A 19,214-nucleotide genomic window follows, 5' to 3' on the forward strand; every position below is an offset into this window, starting at 1 on the left:
CCATGGTTCACGTCACTACCAAGATCGACCGTGCCGACAAGGCCGCGATCGATCGACTGGGCGCCTACTCGGCCGCCACCATCCACGAAGCCCAGGGCCGCAAGGGCGCACTGGATTCGGGGATCAAGCCCATCGACCGCGACATGTCGTTCTGCGGAACGGCGTTCACGGTCGTCTGCCATCCGCGCGACAACATCATGCTCCAGGTCGCCATCAGCTACGCGCAACCCGGCGACGTGCTCATCGTGTCCTCCGGCGACCAGCCGGCAGGCCAGTTCGGCGACGTGCTGGCCAACGCGTGCGTGGCCCGAGGCATCAGCGCACTGGTCACGGACGGCGGAGTGCGGGACAGCCGGGAGATCCGCGAACTGGGGTTCCCCGTCTTCTCCAAGCACGTGTGCATCGAGGGAACGGTGAAGGAATCCCTCGGTCCCGTCAACCAGCCGTTGGTGTTCGGCGGCCATATCATCTATCCCGGCGACGTGATCAAGGGTGACTGCGACGGAGTGGTGGTGGTCCGCCGCGACGAGGTTCAGTTCGCCATCGACGCCTCCCGTGAGCGCGACGCGGCCGAAGCCGCCTACATCGAGCGGTACAAGAAGGGCGAAACCCCGATCCAGGTCAGCAATCTCGCCCAGGTGCTCGAGGCGAAGGGCCTCACCGTCGACCAGTGAGCCTGCCGCTCCGTGCCGCAGCGGTCCAGCGGAGTTCCATGACGAAGGTGCGGTTATGCCGTGGACACCTGCTCGGAGGATTCTCGGCGGAGGTGCTGGTCTTCCTCTCCGGGCGTGTCCGAGCCTCCGGTCAGTTCGTCGAGGAGGATGTATCCCCCGTAGCCGAGGCCGGCAACGGCGAGGACAGCGGCGTACAGCCGGTCGAGCATCAGTTTCTCCGTATCGTCTGCGGACACCCCCGAGTCGGCCAAGTATGCCCCCGGACGCGCCGGTCCGGGTACTACCCGACCGGACGGTTCGAAGACTCTCCTTGACACCTCACTGGGGCTGGGTCGTACGCAAGACCTGCGACAGCTGGTCGCTGAATATCAGGTTTCCTCGCTTATGAGTGTGAGGGGCATCGCTAAAAGGAGCAATCCGCTCTGCGCCGGCGTGATGCGGATTTCTCCGGCATCCGTGCTGGTCAGCGGGATTATCACGGAGAGGTCTATCCGGTTTGCGCAAAACGGCGGCGGTGGCCGGGCCACCCGTCACGGGATCCCGGCCATCGCCGCCTGCGTCTTCGTCGTTCAGGGTTTGAGCTGGATCTTCACCGCCCCGTCCTGCTTCTTCTGGAAGATCTCGTAGGCGTGGGGTGCCTGTTCGAGGGGGAGTTCGTGAGTGGCGAAGGTGTCGACGCCGAGCGGGTCGTCGTCGCCGAGGAGCGGCATGATGTCGTCGACCCACTTCTTGATGTTGGCCTGGCCCATGCGCACCTGAATCTGCTTGTCGAACAAGGTGAGCATGGGAATCGGGTCGGCCATGCCGCCGTAGACGCCGATGATGGAGAGGGTGCCTCCGCGGCGGACGATGTCGATCGCCGAGTACAGCGCACCGAGACGGTCGACACCGGCCTTCTGCATGAGCGGCGCCGCGACCGCATCGGGCAGGTACCCGACGATCTGCTGGGCGAGTTTGCCGATCGGTGAACCGTGCGCCTCCATGCCGACCGCGTCGATCACCGAGTCGGTGCCGCGACCGTCGGTCGCGTCGCGGATGACGTCGGCGAGATCGCCGCCGTGCTCGTCCAGGTCCAGGGTTTCGATGCCCCGGGCCTTGGCGCGAGCCAGGCGTTCGGGGACGTTGTCGACCGCGATGACCCGGGCGCCCTTGTGGTGGGCGATGCGCGCCGCCATGTCTCCGATCGGTCCGAGGCCGAGCACCGTGACCGACCCGCCCTCGGGGATCGCGGCGTATTCGACCGACTGCCACGCCGTCGGCAGCACATCGGACAGGTAGACGAAACGGGAATCCGGCGGGCCCTCGGGGACTTTGATGTGGGTGAACTGGGCTTGAGGGACACGCAGGTACTCGGCTTGTCCTCCCGGCACCTCGCCGTAGAGCTTGGAGAAGCCGAACAGTGCCGCTCCCATGCCCTGCTCGCGAACCTGCGTCGTTTCACACTGCGTGTACAGCTGCAAGTTGCACATGAAGCAGTCGCCGCACGAGATCTGGAACGGGATCACCACTCGGTCGCCGACCTTCAGGTCGCCCGCCTCCGTCCCGACCTCTTCGACGATCCCCATCGGTTCGTGGCCGAGAATGTCACCTTCTCCCATGAACGGGCCGAGAGTTTCGTACAGGTGCAGATCGGAGCCGCAGATGTTCGTTGTCGTGACCTTGATGATGGCGTCGGTCGGGTGTTCGATCTTCGGGTCGGCGACGGTGTCGACGCTGACCTTTCGTTTGCCTTGCCACGTGACTGCTCGCACTGGGAACCACACCTCTCGTCGGTCGATGTCCGTGTTCGGGTGCCCGACGGGGGATGGAGGTAAACCGTGCGACGGGGGCGTCCCTACTTGACGGCGATGACGTCGACGGGACGAATGTCGGGATCCGTGGCGAGCAGTTCGGGCCCGACCTTGCCGAGTGCCTGGGGGATGGCTCCGGTCAGGTGCGCCTGCCGGCCTTCCTCGTTCTCGAATGTGTCGAAGATGCCGTACGTCGTGTCGCTGACCTTGAACGCGTACCAGGTGACGGTGCCCTGTTCTTCCGCCGCCAGGGCGCGCCCCTGCTCGAGGAACGCGGCCAGTTCTTCGCCCTTGCCCGGCTTGGCCTCGAGCAGTGCCAGTATTCCTCTGTCGATCGTCATGATGTCTCCTGCTCGGTCGATGTACGACTTCGTTCAACTCCGACGCTATGGGCGTCGAGCGGCACGCGGGGCGGCGGAAGCGCCACCTTTGTTACCGTTTCCGTCATGAGTGTCGCGGTGCTCGCCGTGGACGGCATGTTCGATTCGGGTCTGAGCGTCATGCTCGACGTCCTGGCGACGGCCGATGCCCTGCGTGACGACGCGGAGGCGGGCGACCAGGCATTCACCGTCATCCCCGTCGCGGTCGGACCGACGGTCCGCACCGGTCACGGACTCGTGCTGGCCACCACCCCGCTGACGGAGATCACCGTGCCGCCCGATGTCCTCGTCATGCCCGCCGTGGGGGTGAAGACGCCGGATCGGATCGTCGACGTGGTGCGTGGGCATCCCGCCCTCGACTGGGTCGCGGCGGGTCGCGGTTCCGGCGCCGCCCTCGCCGCGGCGTGCAGTGGCACGTTCTTCCTCGCCGAGGCAGGGGTGCTCGACGGATTGACCGCGACGACGAGTTGGTGGCTCGGGCCGGCGTTCCGAGCCCGCTATGCCCGCGTCGACCTCGACGAGCGGCGCACCCTCATCCACGACGACCGGGTGACGACGGCCGGGGCGGCGTTCGCGCACATCGATCTCGCGCTGGCGATCGTCCAGCAGCACAGCCCGGCGCTGGCAGATCTCGTCGCGCGGTACCTTCTGATCGGCGACCGGCCCTCGCAGGCGATCTTCGCGGTGCCGTCCCTGCTCGCCACCGCCGATCCGACGATGACCGCCTTCGAACGGTGGATTCGCGATCACCTCGCGGAACCGTTGCCGATCAACTCGGTCGCGCACGCGATCGGGGTGAGTGAACGAACGCTGCAACGCACCACCGCCTCAGTGCTGGGCATGTCGCCGGTGGAGTTCGTTCAGGAGATCCGACTCGACCAGGCGATATTCCTCCTACGCACGACGCAGCAGAGCGTCGACACGATCGCGTCCGCTGTGGGCTACCAGAACTCGGCCACACTGCGCGCGTTGATTCGCCGTCGGCGTCACACGAGCACAACCGAGATCCGCCGTGGAAACGCGTTATTCGGCCCCGGACACCGGCGGGGCGGACGGGGAGCGCGGACCGGCCGATAGTTCGCACTGGCGCCGGACGGACTCGGGCGGGACGATCGAGGGTGACGAACGGAGAGGAGCATCGTGAACCGAAACCAGCCTTTCGTGTGCGAGATGGCCTTCCACATCGTCCACCTGCACCGAGCGGGGGAGACGGACAAGGCGCTGAACCTGCGAAAGCAGCCGCAGGGCATGACCGTCGACGATGAACAACTTCACCGCGCCGTCGCGCAGATCTACGGTCTGCCCGACCAGTCGAACGAGGCGATGGAGGAATGGGTGCGCTCCCAGTACCTGGCCGACGGTCGCGACAAGGGTTACCTGACCGACGACGACGCGTCGGCGCCTCTGTGGCTTCTCGCCGGCAAGGCGCACACCCACTACGGCGACCTGAAACCGCAGGCGAGCTGAGGGCCCCGCGCGCTGCTATTCGGCACGGGCCGCGACGAGGGCGGCGAGACCGTCGAAGATCCGGGCCAGGCCGAACTCGAGCGCGTCGTCGTGCCCGGAGGTGGATCCGGCCGACGCGAACGCGGCTGTCACCTCGGGGTAGCGGTCGGCGTGGTCGGCGAGGATTTCCGTCATGATCGCGTTCAGGGACTTCTCGGGTGTGTCGGTTTCTGCGCCGGGTGCCGTTGCCTGCTGAACGAGGCTGCGCACGTGTCCGGTGATCAGGACCACCGCGTCCAGCCGTTCCGCGCCGGTGAGTCCCGTGTCGCGCAGCGCTGCGAGGCCGGTTTCGAGCCAGTCCAGTTCGTTCGGGCCCAGCACGCGCGGACCGACGGCGACGTCCACCACCCACGGATGCCGCCGGAGGCCCGCCCACATCCGGAGTGCCCACTCGTGGAGCGCACCGCGCCAGCCGCCGTCGATCCCGGACGGGTCGGGCGCGGGTCCGAGAGCGGCATCGAGCATGAGGGCGGTCAACTCGGCCTTGCCGGGGGTGTAGCGGTAGAGGGACATCTTGGTGAACCCGAGGTCTTCGGCGAGGCGCTGCATCGACAGCGTGGCGAGGCCCTCGGCGTCCGCCATCGAGATCGCGGTGGCGACGATCTGTTCGAGGCTCAGCGCGGGTTTCGGACCCCGCTTCGGTCTCTCCGACGATCCCCACAGCAGCTCGGCGGTACGGGGCTGGGTGACCATCTGCGCTCCTCCGGCCGACTCTTGATCCGGAATAGTGTCTACCATACACTGAATTGTGTCCGTCAGACACAATTAATCCGTTGGAGCCTCCCATGCCGAACAGAACCGTCCTGATCTCTGGTGCGAGCATCGCCGGGCCCGCCCTGGCGTTCTGGCTCAGTCGGTGCGGATACGCCGTCACCGTCGTCGAGCGGGCACCGGACCTCCAGCTCGGCGGCCAGGCCGTCGACTTCAAGGGGGAGGTTCACCGAAAAGTGTTGGAGAGGATGGGAATTCTCGACGACGTGCTCCGCAGTCAGACCGGAAAGACCGACCTCCTGATCGTCGACGAACGCGACAAGCACCTGGCGACCATCCCGGGCGAATTCGTCGGCGGCGACATCGAGATCCTGCGGGGCGACCTCACCGAGATCCTCTACCGGTACACCGCGGATTCGTGCGAGTACCTCTTCGGCGATTCCGTCACCGCACTGGTCGACACGGAGTCAGGTGTCGAGGTCACGTTCGAGAAGTCGGACGCACGCCGGTTCGACCTGGTGTTCGGCGCCGACGGCATCCACTCGGCCGTCCGACGTCACCGGTTCGGGCCGGAGGACGAATTCGTCCGATTCCTCGGGTACTACTACGCCGTCGTCGGGACCACCGGCTCGGCGAGCGACACCTCGCCGGACCGGGAACGCGGGACGGGGCTGATGTACAACGAGCCGGGACGGATGGCCGTCGTCGGCGGACCGAAGGCTCCGGAATTGTTCGTCTTCGCCTCCGGCCGGATCGAGTACGACCGCGGCGACCTCACCCAGCAGAAACGAATGCTGGCCACCGCGTATGCCGATTCGGGGTGGCGCGTGCCCCGGCTGCTCGCGCACCTGGACGACGCGCCCGACTTCTACCTCGACTCGATCGCGAGGGTCGAGACCGATACGTACACCGCCGGCCGGGTGGCCCTGGTCGGCGACGCCGCGTACGGAAACACGCTGGGCGGCTTCGGGACCGGACTCGCCCTCGTCGGTGCCTACGTCCTGGCGGGTGAGCTTGCCGCCGCCGACGGCGACCACCGCGTGGCGTTCGGACGCTACAACGAGCAGATGCACGGGTACGCGAAGATCGCCCGCAAGGGCAGCGCCGGACCGTTTCTCGCGCCGAAGTCGGCTACTCGAATCAGGCTGCGCAACTGGACATTCAAGTCCAAGACCCTGTTCGGCCTGATGATGAAGCTGACCGACTCCTTCGCTACCGACATCGATCTGCAGGACTACCCGGCGCTGCGATCAGCCGGGTGTGCCGGCGATGTTGACCATCCATGAAATGCCGAACTTGTCTGTACAGGCACCGAATTCGTCTCCCCACATCTGCTTCTCCAGGGGCACGGACACGGATCCGCCGTCGGCGAGCTTGGCCCAGTAGCCGCGGAGTTCGTCGCCGTCGTCTCCGCTCAGACTCACCGCGATGTTGGTTCCCGGGTTGTGTTCCATTCCGGGCGGGGTGTCTGCACCCATGATCGTGTAGCCGCTGTCCGACTCGAGCATGGCGTGCATGATCTTGTCGGCGCCCTCGCCCTCCGGCGCACCGTATTCACCGAACGTGTTCAATGCAAGGGTGCCTCCGAAGACGTCCTTGTAGAACTCCATTGCCTGCCGCGCGTTGCCGTCGAAGCTGATGTAGGGGTTGAGCCGAGAGGTCATGGGACATGCTCCTTCTTCGTGCCGGAACCGACAGCAACGACGGTACAACGACTGGCCGACACGTTGTGGGGAACGGACGGCCGAGGCGGATCAGTGCGTCGAGACCGTCGCGAACGCCGCCCACAGCACCGGCGAGTGCTCGATCGTCCGCTCGTCCTGCCAGGCGGCCACCCGGTCGCGTTGCCAGTCGCAGAGCGCGCCGACCGCGTCGGGCAGTTCGTGCGCCGCGTCGATCGAGCAGATTGCGTCCTGCAGAGGACACGAGTGTGATGTGGCGCCGGCGATGCGCTGGAACGCGAGGTCGGTGGGCAGGGCCCAGCGGCTGGCCGTGACGAGTTCGGCCCCGCCGGCGATCATCGCGGAGACCAATCCGAGTGCCTCGCTGAACCGCAGGTCGCCACCGCTCTCGCAGGCGATGAGTGCAACCCTGCTCGGGATCGGCCACAGGTCCGTGCCGCGGATCGGCTCGGCCGTGAGCGTGTGCGTTCCCAGCAGCAGGTCCTTCGCGGACAACGGCCGGTGGGCACGGGTCGGCTCCGCGAACCCGACGGAGTCCGCGGCGCAGGCGAGGTGTAGTTCGGCGTGCTCGCTCTGACCGGATCCGGGTGCCGCCGCGGTGACATGTCCGACGTACACCAGGCGGCCCGCACCGTCACGCAACGCTGCGCCGAGCCACTCCCGGTCCACGTCTTCGCGGCGGAAACACTCCGTCGGTCCGTCGACGGCGGGGAGCAGCCGGCCCTCCCCGGCGTAGGTCGCGACCCGCTGCGACAGCGGACTGTCCGCGGCCATCCGTCCCAGGACCGAGCCGAGCGCCGAATCCGCGCGGAAGCCCGGAACCCTGGGGTCGAGCACCGCGACGACGGGGAGTTGTCGGGTGTGCGTCCAGGCTCGGACCGGTCGGCCGGGCGAGTGGACGATGCTGAGCGGAGCCAGCAGGCTGACGTCTGCGATGTCCACGAGACGCAGCCCGGCGTCGGGTGCGATCAGTTCCCACGGCACCTGCGCGACGCGGGGCGACGGCTGGATCCGGAGGTGGGGGCGCACACCGCGGGTGAACAGCTCGTGCAATTGCTGCGCCAGGCCGAACGGAAGGAATGTGCGTGAAAGGAGCTGAGCCAGATCGTGCTCCGGCTCGTAAGCGGAGAAACCGCCCGCCGTCAGCGCGTGGTGCAGCCCCTGCGGATCCGTGAGGTCGGGCAGGGCCCGGGCCAGTGCGGCGAGGGCTTCGTCCACCTGCACGGCGGGTGCGACGCCGACACCGCCGGGGTGAGAATCGTGGGTCCACCGCCACGACGTGTACAGATCGCCGGCGTCGGCCATCCGGACGATCGCGGTCGGCGGGTGAGACAGGTGAGTCGGCACTGTCACAGCATCCCTTACCACCCGGGCGCTGGTGTGCGTACCGGGCACCCGGGTCGAGCCGAAAGCCGAAAGCCGTGCCTGACATGCAGGCACGGCTCGTCGACCTCGGCCGAGCTATCCGACCGTTGCGGCGGTGGAATCCTCGGCGGGTACGCCCGTTCGGATGAGCCGATCGAACGCGCTCAGCGCTGCCGTTGCTCCGGCACCGGCGGCGATCACGATCTGCTTGTACGGCACGGTCGTGCAGTCGCCGGCAGCGAACACGCCGGGCACCGACGTCTGGCCGCGGTCGTCGATCGCGATCTCGCCGCGGTCGGACAACTCGACCGACCCGGCCAGCCACTCGGTGTTGGGCAGGAGGCCGATCTGGACGAAGACACCCTCGATGTCGAGCGTGTGCGAGGCGTCGGTCGTGCGGTCCTGGTAGGTCAGACCGGTGACCTTGTTACCGTCCCCGAGGACCTCCGTCGTGAGCGTGCTCAGGAGGATGTCGGCGTTGGGGAGGCTGCGCAGTTTGCGCTGCAGCACGTCGTCGGCGCGGAGCACCGAGTCGAACTCGACGAGTGTGACGTGCTCGACGATGCCCGCGAGGTCGATGGCGGCCTCGACGCCGGAGTTACCGCCACCGATCACGGCGACGCGCTTGCCCTTGAACAGCGGTCCGTCGCAGTGCGGGCAGTAGGTCACACCCTTGTTCCGGTACGTGTCCTCGCCGGGCACGTTCATCGAACGCCACCGCGCACCCGTCGACAGGATCACGGTGCGAGCGAGAAGAGAAGCGCCGCTTTCCAGTTCGATCTCGACGAGACCGTTCTCGGTGGCGGCCGGCACGAGCTTCGCGGCACGCTGCGTGTTCATGATGTCGACGCCGTACTGACGGACGTGATTCTCGAGCGCCGACCCGAACTGGGGCCCCTCGGTGTAGGGGACGGAGATGAAGTTCTCGATCGCCATGGTGTCGAGCACCTGACCGCCGAAGCGCTCAGCGGCGATGCCGGTGCGAATTCCCTTGCGCGCGGCGTATACCGCGGCCGCGGCACCGGACGGTCCGCCTCCGACGACGAGCACGTCGAACGGATCCTTCTGCGCGATCGCCGCGGCGGCGCGGTCGGCGGCACCGACGTCGAGCTTGCCGGCGATTTCCTCCAGGCTCATCCGGCCGGAGCCGAAGAGTTCGCCGTTGAGGAAGACCGTCGGGACAGCCATGATCTGGCGGCCGTCGACCTCGTCCTGGAACAGGGCGCCGTCGATCGCGACGTGGCTGATGCGCGGATTGAGCACGCACATCAGATTCAGGGCCTGCACCACGTCGGGGCAGTTCTGGCAGGACAGCGAGAAGTAGGTCTCGAAGTGGAAGTCGCCGTCGAGGTCACGGACCTGCTCGAGCAGTTCGGGAGCCTCCTTCGACGGGTGGCCGCCGACCTGGAGCAAAGCGAGTGCGAGCGAGGTGAACTCGTGACCGAGGGGGATGCCGGCGAAGCGGACCTCGATGTCGGTGCCGCTGCGGCGGACCGCGAACGACGGACGTCTCGTGTCGTCGTCGCGGCGTTCGTAGGTGATCTTTTCCGACATCGCCGCGATCTGGGTGAGCAGTTCGGCGAGTTCGACAGACTTGGGTCCGTCGTCGAGTGAGGACACGAGCTCGATCGGCAGGGTCAGCTTTTCGAGCAGGGACTTCAGTTGGCCGGCAAGCGAGGCTTCGAGCATGAGGATCTACTCCATCGATCGGGAGGACAAGGGATCGGAAACCGGAAATTCTGGTTCAGGTGGTCCGGAAGGTGTTGGTGCGACACCGATTGCCCCCACGGGAGCTGAGCACCGGGAACCGCCCGCACGGGCTCAGGAAACCTGAGCCCGTGCCTGCGGTACGACTGGGCTGCGTCAGATCTTGCCGACGAGATCGAGCGACGGGGCGAGGGTCTCTTCGCCCTCTTCCCACTTGGCCGGGCAGACCTCGCCCGGGTGCGACCGGACGTACTGAGCTGCCTTGACCTTGCGAACCAGCTCGGCGGCATTGCGCCCGATGCCTTCTGCGGTGACCTCGGTGAACTGGATGACACCGTCGGGGTCGACGAGGAAGGTGCCGCGGTCGGCCAATCCTTCGTTCTCGCGGAGGACCTCGAAGTTCTTGCTGATCTCCTGGGTCGGGTCACCGATCATGGCGTACTTGATCTTGCCGATGGTGTCGGACGATCCGTGCCATGCCTTGTGCGTGAAGTGCGTGTCGGTGGACACCGAGAAGACCTCGACGCCGAGGCGCTGCAGTTCCTCGTGGTGGTCGGCGAGGTCGCCGAGTTCCGTCGGGCAGACGAAGGTGAAGTCGGCCGGGTAGAAGTAGAAGACCGCCCACTTGTCCTTGATGTCGTCCGCGGACACGGTGATGAACGCGCCGTCCTTGAAAGCGTTGGCGGCGAAGGGCTTGATCTGCGTGTTGATCAGGGCCATTGAAACCTCTATTCGGTGGATACGGGGAAGCCGACAGCGACGAGGCTATCCAGCAGATTGGAATAGGTCCAATCTATGAGACCTATTCCATAGATTGGGTGGGGCTATCAATGGTCGCCGAATCGGCAGCGTTGCAGGTCAGTGCCGCACTCCACCCGCACCGCCCGAGGTACTCCCCGGACGTGCGGTGTGACGACCGTGACACCCGGGCGAGGTCACCGTGCGGGCACCACCCGGCTGTCCCGGACGTCGCGCCCATAGCGTTCCTCGGCGACCGCGATCGCGGTGCCCAGCACATTCCGTCCATCCGGCGTGACGAGTCGCGGAGGAAGGGGCACCGGCAGACCGGCACCGGCCGCGACCCCGGCCAGTGCGGCGCCGAGCAGAAGCGAACCCTCGGTGCCGGTCGCGCCTGCCGGGGGAAGGTCCGGCAACTGCAGAGGGAGCCGCGCCGGGGTGCGGTGCCCGGCCCGGCCGACGTCCACCGTCGTCCCCGCGCACTGCGCTTCGACGAGTTCGGCCACCAGGTGCGCATCACCAGACGCGTAGGCGAGGCGGAACGCCAATTGCATCGCCGGATCGGCGATCTCGCGGTTCCACTGCTCGCGCTGACGCCCGTTCGGGAGTGTGCACCGCACGGCGTCGATGGCGATCGCCGCGGGCACCGCGAGCGCGGTGGCTCGTGCCCGCACCGCGCTGTCGGGGGTGCCGGACGCCGCGAGCGCGGATTCGAGGAGGGCTGCATGCCAGAAGTCGACCTGCGCGCAGTGCAGCCCGAGCCCCAGCCCGCGGTACGTGTCGAACGCGGCGGCGAGCAGTGTCTCTCCCTCGTCGGGCCGCCCTTCACCGAAGGCGACGGTGGCGAGGCGGGTCTCGACGTCCGCGACGTCGAGTACCGCTCCGGAACTCCGGAAGTAGTCGAGACTGCAGCGATAGAGTGTCGACGCGCGTTCGGTGTCGCCGCGGCCCTCGGCGAGGAAGGCCAGCACCTTCGACCCGATTCCCGCCCGGTGGCTGATCCCGGCGCGTTCGAAATACGTCTGGCTCGACAGCAGCAGCGGTTCGGCGTCGTCGGGCCGCCCCGAGCGGACGTGCATGATGCCCAGGTTCTGCTGTGATTCGGCGACCGCGTTGACGTCGCCCGCCGTCTCGAACGCGTCGAGCGCCTGGCCGGCGAAGTCGTCGGAAAGGTCGAAGCGCCCGGTCTCGAAGTGGATGGCGGCCAGGTTCATGAGGGGGTGGCCCGCCAGCGCGGGGGCAAAACGCAGCGCCGCGTCGAGGGACTCGGTGGCAATGTCGGCCGCGTGCGCCCACTGCTGCCGGTGCATCGCGACCGCGGTCAGTGACAGCAGGCACGCGACCCGCAGGTCGCCCTGATCGTCGGCTGCCGCGAGCAGTCCCCGCGCCTGCTCGAGCGCGTCCTGCGCACCGTCGAGGTCGCCGAGGTGCTGCAAGGCCTGCGACAGGTTGACCAGCGCCGCGGGACGTATCCGGGCCGCGTCGGCCGGCATCACCGCGAGGGCTTCCCGGTAGAGGTCGACTGCCCTCGTGTGATCGCCCAGCTCGTCGGACATGCTGGCCGCGTTGATGATCGCGCTCGTCCGCAGATCGCCGGTGGTCGAGCGGGCGACCCGCTCGAACGTCCGGAGTGCCTCGGCGACCTCTCCACGGGAGTACGCTGCCGCGCCGGCCGCGAGGAGGTCGCGCGCCGCGTCCGGGCCGAGCGTCTGATCTCCCACGTCAGAAGTCCGAATCCGAGGCGGCCGCCGCTATCTCCGCGAGCAGAGGTGAGTCCGGCCCGTCGTCCGGCGCCGTCTCCGCAGCCCGGCGTAGCCGCCGGCGGACCAGGGCCCGAACCCGCTCCCGGACCTCCGAACCTCCACCGTCCGGCCGCCCGTCCACACCGAACCCGGGCAGATACACGTCCACGGACACGCCCGATTCCGAGCCCTGCGGTGCGGCCGACTCGCCGAACCAGGCATCCCCGGACAGTCGCAGCGCGACATCGACAGCGCCCGATGCCGTGCCGACCAGCGCGTGGGGACGCACATGCTCCGGCACAGGTTCGGAGAGGCCCGGTGCCGCAACGACACTCACCCGCACGGTCGTGTTCCCGGCGGCGCGCACCACCACCCACGACACCGCACGCTCGGACGCGTCGACGAGTCCGGGTGGGTACCGGCGCCAGTCGGATCCGGTGGTACCCCGCGCCAGGACGAGCGTGCTCGGCAGCGTCGCCGCGGCGCCGGCCGCGAGGGCGTAGTCCTCTGCCCGGCCAGGACGGTCGGCGAGCGCCGGGCCGGTCGCCGCGACGGAGTCGTCCCCGTCGACGAGCAGATCGCATTCCTCGACGAGCGTGGCGATCTCGCCGTTCAACAGCCCTTCGTCGAGTGGTGGGACGGCGTCGATCGTCGAGGTGGGCCACCACCTCGCCGCCCAGTGCGCGTACGCGAGTCGCCGTGCACCGTCGGCCACCCGAGGGCGCGCCGGGGAAACCGTGACGTCACGTCCGGATCCGGCCGCCACGGCGAGCGCCACCTCCTCGCCGAACACGGCCCACACCCAGTCCTGCGCCGAGGCGACGTCGTCGAGCACCGCGACCGGGACCGTATGGTCCGCGAGCACACTCCATGACAGGTGCCCGCCGACGACTTCCAGCACTGCCACGTCGATGCCTGCGGTGTCGTCGAGGACGCTCGGTGCGTCGTCGGGGGTGATGATCCAGACCCCGTCGGGCGCGCGCTCGATCCGCACGGTGCCGGTAGTCAACTCGCCCTCGATTCGGGAGCATTCGCCGCGTCTGTGAGCGGAATTGCGCTGAGCGCCTGCTTGACCCGCATGCGGTGGTCGAGGATGACCGATCGCGCCACGCCGTCGAGGAGGTCCCAGAGTTCGTCGGGTTCGTGGACGGCGAACTCGCGCACGTCGCGGCCGTGGAGGCGGACCCACAGGCGGCGGAGGTAGGGCCGCCACGGCTCGAGGAGTTCGGCGGCGATGGCCGTCAGTGGATTCGCTGCGGGCAGCGACGCGGCGTCGGCGCTCACCGCGAGGCGGCGTGCCTGCAGGACGTACGCCTCCCGTTGCCAGCGACCGTTGATCACCCGGACGGCGGTGGTGGCCGTGGCCGCGGGAGAAGACGGCGTTCCGATCGGACGGAGACCGGTCGCCAGCGCGGCACCCGTCGTCGCCGCGACCCGCAAGGATTCGTCGAGAAGCGCCCAGGGCGAGCAACTTCGGGCGATCTCGGTGGTGACCAGTTCGTGGATCGGTGGCAGTTCCGTACGGTCGGTCGACGCGCGGAGCACCGTGAAGATGCGTTCATAGACGGATCGGTCGAGCGGGAGCCCGAGCGTCGACGTGGACGCCGACGTCCCCAGCCGCGGCGGCACGGGCACGGGATGCGCTGTCAGGCCGAGGCGGTGGGCCGTGACCTCGATCGTCCAGAGTGCGATGCCGTGGTGGGTTCCCGCATGCCCGGCCACCAGGCTGTCGAGTGCGTGCCGTCCGTCGTCACCGTCCTGCTCGAGGCGCGCGCCGGGACAGGCGTCGAGGACCGCGTCGATCGCGGCGGCGTGGTCGCCGGTGGCCGCGCCCGACAGCGGACGCCGTCCCCACGCGACGTCGATCAGGGCGTTCAGTTCCCGTGCCCGTTCCGGGTCGGTGACGTGGGCCTTCAACGCCTGAGTGGTGCGGCCGGCCGCGACATCGTGCACGTCGCGCAGCGTGTCCTCGGCGACGGATTCGTCCCGGAACGGGTCGGGTGAGCCCGAGCCGGACGCAAGTTCGAAACAGCGTTGGAAGTACAGGTCCTGGGGGTTGCCGTCGGTGATGCGCAGCGCTCGGCGAACCCGCTTGAGCAGCGTGAACCAGGCGGCGGTGGCGCGGAGCACGTCGGCGGAGGCGTGCACCCGGGTGGCGAGCAGCTGCGCCCCGTCGGCCGTGACGATCGGCCCGGCGCACAGCGGGTTCTGCACCGGGCGGATGACGAGCGGATCGAGGATCAGTTTCACGGTGCGGCTCAGTGGTCCGCCGTCCGGCCCACTGAGCGGTTCGACGCCGTCCAGCTCGCGCCACAGCTCGTCGAGGACCATCGCGCGCGGTCGCCGAGCAGCCGTTGAGCTCCTCGATCCAGTCCGCATTCGAGCAGGTTACCGCAGGGATGCCCCGTCGACCCGTCGACAAATCTGGGATCGGTAGGGCGCGAGACGTTCCTACCTTTCTCACATCGGCTCCAGTCCGCGAGCCGAAGGAATCGACGACGGGCGCCGAGCGCCCCTCACGAAACGTGAAGGACGGATCATGAACAAGATCGTTCGGACTCAGAAGCGCGTCTACACCGCCGGCATCGTGGCGGCGGCCGCTGTCGCCCTGCTCGTCTCGGGCTGCAGCGACACCAGCGACAGCGACTCCGGCGGTGGAAGCTCCGAACAGTCCCCGGCCGCCGCGTCCGAGGCAGGTGCGTCCTCGGCCGCGGTCGACGGCAAGGCACTGGAAGCCGACTTCGACGCCACCTGCGCCAAGCAGGGCGACACCCTCGCGTTGGCGCTGGCGGACACCGCCAACGCGACGTACGGCGACCTGGCGGTCTCCGCGACCGTCACCGGCACCGACACCGTGCAGGCCGTCGGGATCGCGGGCAGCAAGGGCGGGTCGAACGGCCTCCCGTACGCCCTCGGCTTCGGCCAGGGAATGCCCGGTGGCTCCGCCACGGTCGTGAAGGACGGCGACACCTACACGATCACCGGCGAAGGCGTCGGGGCGCCCGACATGAGCAACCCGACCGCGCCGAGTTCGTCGAAGTTCGACATCACGTTCGCATGCTCGACCGTCGTGGGCGGCTGAGCCGGCTCACCCGGGACGCGCGCGGGAGTCGAGTTCGCGCGCGTCCCACCCGTTCTTCCACCCAGTTCAGGCACGGAGAGGACTCATCGTGAAGAAGATCGTGCGTACCGCCGCCCTGGTGTTTCTCGTCGGGTCGGTCGGCTACTACCTGTGGTACGGCCTCGGCGATCGGGGGCGGACGAACTACGGAATCGACGCGCTGTCGTGGGTCGGCCCGCAGATGATCTGGCCGATCGTCGCGGTCAGCGTGGTCGTGGTCTGTTTCGCCGTCACCGGCGACAGTGTGCTGGCAGTGTTCACGGGGCGGAACAGTGCCGCGTTCCGGCACGGCGCGGTCGGGATCGGGACGGTGCGGTCGGTGCGCCAGACCGGCATGACGCTCAACGATCAACCGGAAGTGCGGATCGACCTCGGCGTCGAGGGCGCCGACGGCAGGATCTTCGAATCGCACGCCAGGATGATCGTGCCGCTGACCGAGTTGGCGCTTCTCCGTCCAGGGGTCGTCCTGCCCGTCCGCTATCTTCCGGACCGCACCGACAAGGTCGAGATCGATCGCTCGGGCGATATGTCGACGGCCCAGGATGCGTTGAACCGATCCATGATTCGTGAGGGGATCACCACCCCGGGCAAGCTCGACATCGCGGCCCGCGGCATCCCCGCGCCGGCGGTGGTGCAGTCGCTCAGCGTGCCCGGCGAGATCCGCAACGGGAATTCGAAGGTCGAACTCGGGCTGGCGGTCACCCGGCCCGACGGCACGACGTTCACCACCCGTGTCGAGAAGTTCCTGCCGCCGCGCAGCGTCGGGCACGTCCAGGTCGGCCGGGTGGTGACGGTCCACTATCTGCCGGCGCACGAGCAGGAGGTCGTCATCGCCCTTCCTGCGAATGTGTGACGACGGCGATCAGTCCCGGGGCGGAAGTCCCAGTGACCGGACGAGGAGCAGGAGTTGTTCGCGCAGCGGCCCCACGTCGCCGACGGCGGCGGTGAGGGCCGCATCCTCCTTCTCCAGGGTGAGCAGGCGGCGGTAGATCGCGCGGCCCGGCTCGGTGATCGCGACCCGCTTGCGCCGCTCGTCGAGTGGATCGGTTTCCCGGGTGACGTACCCGGCGCGTTCGAGGCGGTCGATGGTGCGGCTGATGGTCTGGTCCGTCACCCGCGAGACCTTCGCGATGTCCCGCTGCGAGGCAGGCCGGTCGGCGATCGTGTGCAGGCAGATGAGGCCGGCGTGGGTCATGTTCTGTGACCGGAGAATGTCCTCCCACGAGTGCTCGACCAGCCGCGCAGCCGTGGACAACAGCCGTCCGGTAGGCCACTCGTCCATGCTGTCGCTCGTCATTTCTTCGCCTCCATTTGCAATTTGCTCAGCAGGCTGAACAAAATAGGAACATCGCAATCCGGACATCCGGACGTCGAACCGTCCAGCATTGGAGAGCACGTGACCACAACTGCCCGCCCGCGCCCGGTTCGTCGCCTGCGGTGGATTCTGCCAGCCCTGCTGGTGATCGTCTGGCTGGCCGTCGGCGGTTTCGGTGGTCCGTTCGCCGGCAAACTCTCCTCGGTCCAGCAGAACGACAGCACGTCGTTCCTGCCCGCGTCGGCCGAGGCCACGGAGGTCTCGGCGCTGCAGAAGGGTTTCACCGACACGCAGTTCGTGCCGGCGATCGTCGTCGCCGAACGGACGTCGGGGATCACCGCGGCCGACACCGAGTTCCTCGCCGGCACCGCGAACTCCTTCGCCGGTTCGGAGGGATTCGGTGACGAGGTGTCACCGCCGATCCCGTCCGCCGACGGCCGGGCACTGCAGCTGTTCGTGCCCGTCGACAGCGCCGGCGAGGTCGGCGACAGTGTCACGGAACTCCGGGACGCGCTCGATGCCGCACCGGACGGTCTCACCGTCCTCGTCACCGGGCCCGCCGGTCAGGTAGCGGATCTGTCCTCGGCGTTCGCGGGAATCGACGGACTGCTGCTCCTGGTGGCGGGTGTCGTCGTGATCCTCATCCTCATCGTCGTCTACCGCAGTCCGATCCTTCCGTTCGCGGTGATCACCTCCGCCGTCTTCGCGCTGGGACTGTCGAGTCTCCTCGTGTACCTGCTCGCCGACGCCGGTGTGATCGCGCTGAACGGCCAGAGTCAGGGAATCCTGTTCATCCTGGTCTTCGGTGCCGCGACCGACTACGCCCTGCTGCTCGTGTCCCGCTACCGCGAGGAACTGCGGATCGAGCAGGACAAGTACCGCGCCATGCGGACCGCGTGGCGGGCGACGCTGGAACCCGTCGCCGCCTCCGCGGGCACCGTCATCGCCGGCGTGCTCTGCCTGCTGCTGTCCGATCTCAACTCCAACCGCGGACTCGGGCCCGTGGCGGCCATCGGCATCGCGGCGTCGTTCGTCGCGTCCATGACATACCTCCCCGCGGTGCTCGTACTCCTCGGCCGGACGGCGTACTGGCCGAGCCGGCCCGCGTTCGACGCACGGCACGCAGAGAAGGACGAAGCCGCAGACCACAAGTTCTGGGCCGCGCTCGCGGCACGGATCGGTGCGCACCCACGCCGGTTCTGGGTGGCGTCGAGCCTGGTGCTGGTGCTCTTCGCGCTCCTGATGCCCCAGTTCGAAGCGAGTGGTGTCGCCGAGTCGGAGACGTTCCTTCTCGGCGTCGATTCCGTTGCGGGCCAGCAGATTCTCGGCGACCACTTCGACGCCGGCTCCGGTTCGCCGGCGGTGATCATCGCGAACGAGGGCTCCCGCGATGCGGTAGCCGACGCTGCCCGGGTCGAGGGAGTCGGCGACATCACCGTGCTGTCCGCCCCCGGCACGCAGGACCCGCTGGTGGTGGACGGCCGGGTGGCGATCGAAGCCACCCTGACCGATCCGGCCGATTCCCTCGCGGCCGAGGACACCATCGTCCGCCTGCGTGAGGCCGTCCACCCGATCGACGGCGCCGACGCCCTGGTCGGCGGCACCACCGCCACGGACCTCGACACCAAGACCACGTCGACGCGTGACCGCACGCTGATCATCCCCGTCGTGATCCTCGTGGTGTTCGCGATCCTGTGCCTGCTGCTGCGTTCGCTACTCGCGCCGCTGCTGCTGATGGGAACGGTGGTGCTGTCCTTCGCTGCGACGCTGGGCGTCTCGTCCCTGGTCTTCGAGCACATCTTCGGATTCCCGGGTGCCGATCCCGTGGTCCCGCTGTTCGCGTTCGTGTTCCTCGTCGCCCTCGGAATCGATTACAACATCTTCCTCATGACCCGGGTCCGGGAAGAGGCCCGGCGCATCGGAACCCGGCGCGGCGCGTTGCGCGGCCTGACCGTCACCGGCGGAGTGATCACGTCGGCGGGAGTGGTTCTGGCGGCGACCTTCTCGGCACTCGCCGTCATTCCGCTGATCTTCCTCGCGCAGATCGCCTTCATCGTGGCGTTCGGCGTGCTCCTCGACGCACTCCTCGTGCGGTCACTCCTGGTGCCCGCCCTCACCGTCGACATCGGGCAGAAGATCTGGTGGCCGAGCAAGCTCGCGTCGGCACCGGAACCGGACGAGAACGTCTCTGCGGAGCCGGAATTGGACTCGAGTCGTATGTGAGGGCGCTCGGCGAATGCCGCAAGCGTGATGTCTGCCTGTTCGCTCATGGTCGCGCAGCCGAGCCTGGCTCGATTAACGGCACAGCGGGACTGCGCGGTACAACTCGAATGTCGGTGCAGTCAGCAGGGAGGCGACCACGGCCGGTGATCGTCTGGATGTCGACCGTCACGTAATTCCCCAGGGGTGTCCGTCACGTAATTCCCCATGCTCGGGCGTGCTGAGTCGAGGGTAACCCGAGCGGGCGGGGTGCGGGTCAGGTT

19 protein-coding genes are annotated in these 19,214 nt (G+C 68.1%); 7 read left to right on the plus strand and 12 right to left on the minus strand.

Features of this window, described 5'->3' with window-relative positions:
- Positions 1-2 precede the first annotated feature (2 nt).
- Positions 3-674, plus strand: coding sequence for a 4-carboxy-4-hydroxy-2-oxoadipate aldolase/oxaloacetate decarboxylase (locus G9373_RS26005; protein ID WP_133985612.1), 672 nt, complete (start codon positions 3-5; stop codon positions 672-674).
- Positions 675-727: 53 nt separating this feature from the next.
- On the opposite strand, the gene G9373_RS26010 is transcribed toward G9373_RS26005, so the two are convergent.
- From G9373_RS26010 to G9373_RS26020, 3 genes are all read right to left on the minus strand, one after another.
- The gene (locus tag G9373_RS26010) at positions 728-883 is read right to left on the minus strand and encodes a hypothetical protein (protein WP_005254573.1); all 156 of its coding nucleotides are present in this window, start codon (positions 881-883) and stop codon (positions 728-730) included.
- 360 nt (positions 884-1,243) lie between these two features.
- Complete coding sequence (locus G9373_RS26015) at positions 1,244-2,425, minus strand: zinc-dependent alcohol dehydrogenase (protein WP_007299004.1); 1,182 nt, start codon at positions 2,423-2,425, stop codon at positions 1,244-1,246.
- Positions 2,426-2,508: 83 nt separating this feature from the next.
- Entirely contained in the window at positions 2,509-2,805 is a 297-nt protein-coding gene (locus G9373_RS26020; RefSeq protein WP_005261488.1) for a hypothetical protein, read from the minus strand.
- Positions 2,806-2,910: 105 nt separating this feature from the next.
- Between G9373_RS26020 and G9373_RS26025 the strand changes: the two genes are divergently transcribed.
- The gene (locus G9373_RS26025; protein ID WP_005567616.1) at positions 2,911-3,921 is read left to right on the plus strand and encodes a helix-turn-helix domain-containing protein; all 1,011 of its coding nucleotides are present in this window, start codon (positions 2,911-2,913) and stop codon (positions 3,919-3,921) included.
- Between the two features lie 63 nt (positions 3,922-3,984).
- Positions 3,985-4,311, plus strand: coding sequence for a hypothetical protein (locus tag G9373_RS26030; protein WP_005261491.1), 327 nt, complete (start codon positions 3,985-3,987; stop codon positions 4,309-4,311).
- Positions 4,312-4,326: 15 nt separating this feature from the next.
- On the opposite strand, the gene G9373_RS26035 is transcribed toward G9373_RS26030, so the two are convergent.
- Positions 4,327-5,043, minus strand: a complete 717-nt coding sequence (locus G9373_RS26035) for a TetR/AcrR family transcriptional regulator C-terminal domain-containing protein (RefSeq protein ID WP_005261493.1) — start codon at positions 5,041-5,043, stop codon at positions 4,327-4,329.
- 92 nt (positions 5,044-5,135) lie between these two features.
- Between G9373_RS26035 and G9373_RS26040 the strand changes: the two genes are divergently transcribed.
- Positions 5,136-6,347: an FAD-dependent monooxygenase gene (locus G9373_RS26040; protein WP_054248227.1), complete on the plus strand. Its 1,212-nt coding sequence runs from the start codon at positions 5,136-5,138 to the stop codon at positions 6,345-6,347.
- Here G9373_RS26040 and G9373_RS26045 read toward each other — a convergent pair.
- From G9373_RS26045 to G9373_RS26075, 7 genes are all read right to left on the minus strand, one after another.
- Positions 6,312-6,725 carry a VOC family protein gene (locus G9373_RS26045; protein WP_005261503.1) on the minus strand — a complete coding sequence of 138 codons (414 nt, stop codon included), beginning with the start codon at positions 6,723-6,725 and terminating at the stop codon, positions 6,312-6,314. The two genes, G9373_RS26040 and G9373_RS26045, sit on opposite strands and share 36 nt — an antisense overlap.
- Before the next feature lie 90 nt (positions 6,726-6,815).
- A complete protein-coding gene (locus tag G9373_RS26050) occupies positions 6,816-8,090 on the minus strand; it encodes a CHAT domain-containing protein (RefSeq protein WP_005261512.1) in 1,275 nt (424 codons plus the stop codon).
- A gap of 114 nt (positions 8,091-8,204) precedes the next feature.
- Positions 8,205-9,797 (minus strand): alkyl hydroperoxide reductase subunit F, encoded by a 1,593-nt coding sequence (gene ahpF / locus G9373_RS26055; protein ID WP_005261514.1) that lies wholly within the window; start codon positions 9,795-9,797, stop codon positions 8,205-8,207.
- Between the two features lie 174 nt (positions 9,798-9,971).
- The gene (ahpC, locus tag G9373_RS26060) at positions 9,972-10,535 is read right to left on the minus strand and encodes an alkyl hydroperoxide reductase subunit C (RefSeq protein WP_005250059.1); all 564 of its coding nucleotides are present in this window, start codon (positions 10,533-10,535) and stop codon (positions 9,972-9,974) included.
- A gap of 215 nt (positions 10,536-10,750) precedes the next feature.
- The gene (locus tag G9373_RS26065; protein WP_005261515.1) at positions 10,751-12,274 is read right to left on the minus strand and encodes a tetratricopeptide repeat protein; all 1,524 of its coding nucleotides are present in this window, start codon (positions 12,272-12,274) and stop codon (positions 10,751-10,753) included.
- A gap of 1 nt (position 12,275) precedes the next feature.
- Entirely contained in the window at positions 12,276-13,304 is a 1,029-nt protein-coding gene (locus G9373_RS26070) for a hypothetical protein (RefSeq protein WP_037205723.1), read from the minus strand.
- Positions 13,301-14,626: a hypothetical protein gene (locus G9373_RS26075; RefSeq protein ID WP_005261517.1), complete on the minus strand. Its 1,326-nt coding sequence runs from the start codon at positions 14,624-14,626 to the stop codon at positions 13,301-13,303. Before G9373_RS26075 ends, G9373_RS26070 begins: the two co-directional genes overlap by 4 nt.
- Positions 14,627-14,834: 208 nt before the next feature.
- On the opposite strand from G9373_RS26075, the gene G9373_RS26080 reads away from it, so the two are divergent.
- Positions 14,835-15,377 carry a lipoprotein LpqH gene (locus tag G9373_RS26080; RefSeq protein WP_005261518.1) on the plus strand — a complete coding sequence of 181 codons (543 nt, stop codon included), beginning with the start codon at positions 14,835-14,837 and terminating at the stop codon, positions 15,375-15,377.
- 88 nt (positions 15,378-15,465) lie between these two features.
- Positions 15,466-16,269, plus strand: a complete 804-nt coding sequence (locus G9373_RS26085; RefSeq protein ID WP_120660203.1) for a hypothetical protein — start codon at positions 15,466-15,468, stop codon at positions 16,267-16,269.
- A 9-nt stretch (positions 16,270-16,278) separates the two neighbouring features.
- Here G9373_RS26085 and G9373_RS26090 read toward each other — a convergent pair whose 3' ends face one another.
- Positions 16,279-16,713 carry a MarR family transcriptional regulator gene (locus G9373_RS26090; RefSeq protein ID WP_054248779.1) on the minus strand — a complete coding sequence of 145 codons (435 nt, stop codon included), beginning with the start codon at positions 16,711-16,713 and terminating at the stop codon, positions 16,279-16,281.
- A 99-nt stretch (positions 16,714-16,812) separates the two neighbouring features.
- Between G9373_RS26090 and G9373_RS26095 the strand changes: the two genes are divergently transcribed.
- Positions 16,813-18,954 (plus strand): MMPL family transporter, encoded by a 2,142-nt coding sequence (locus G9373_RS26095; protein WP_167117447.1) that lies wholly within the window; start codon positions 16,813-16,815, stop codon positions 18,952-18,954.
- Positions 18,955-19,214 lie beyond the last annotated feature (260 nt).

It is taken from the genome of Rhodococcus sp. A14 (assembly GCF_011603105.1).
GTDB lineage: Bacteria > Actinomycetota > Actinomycetes > Mycobacteriales > Mycobacteriaceae > Rhodococcus_F > Rhodococcus_F opacus.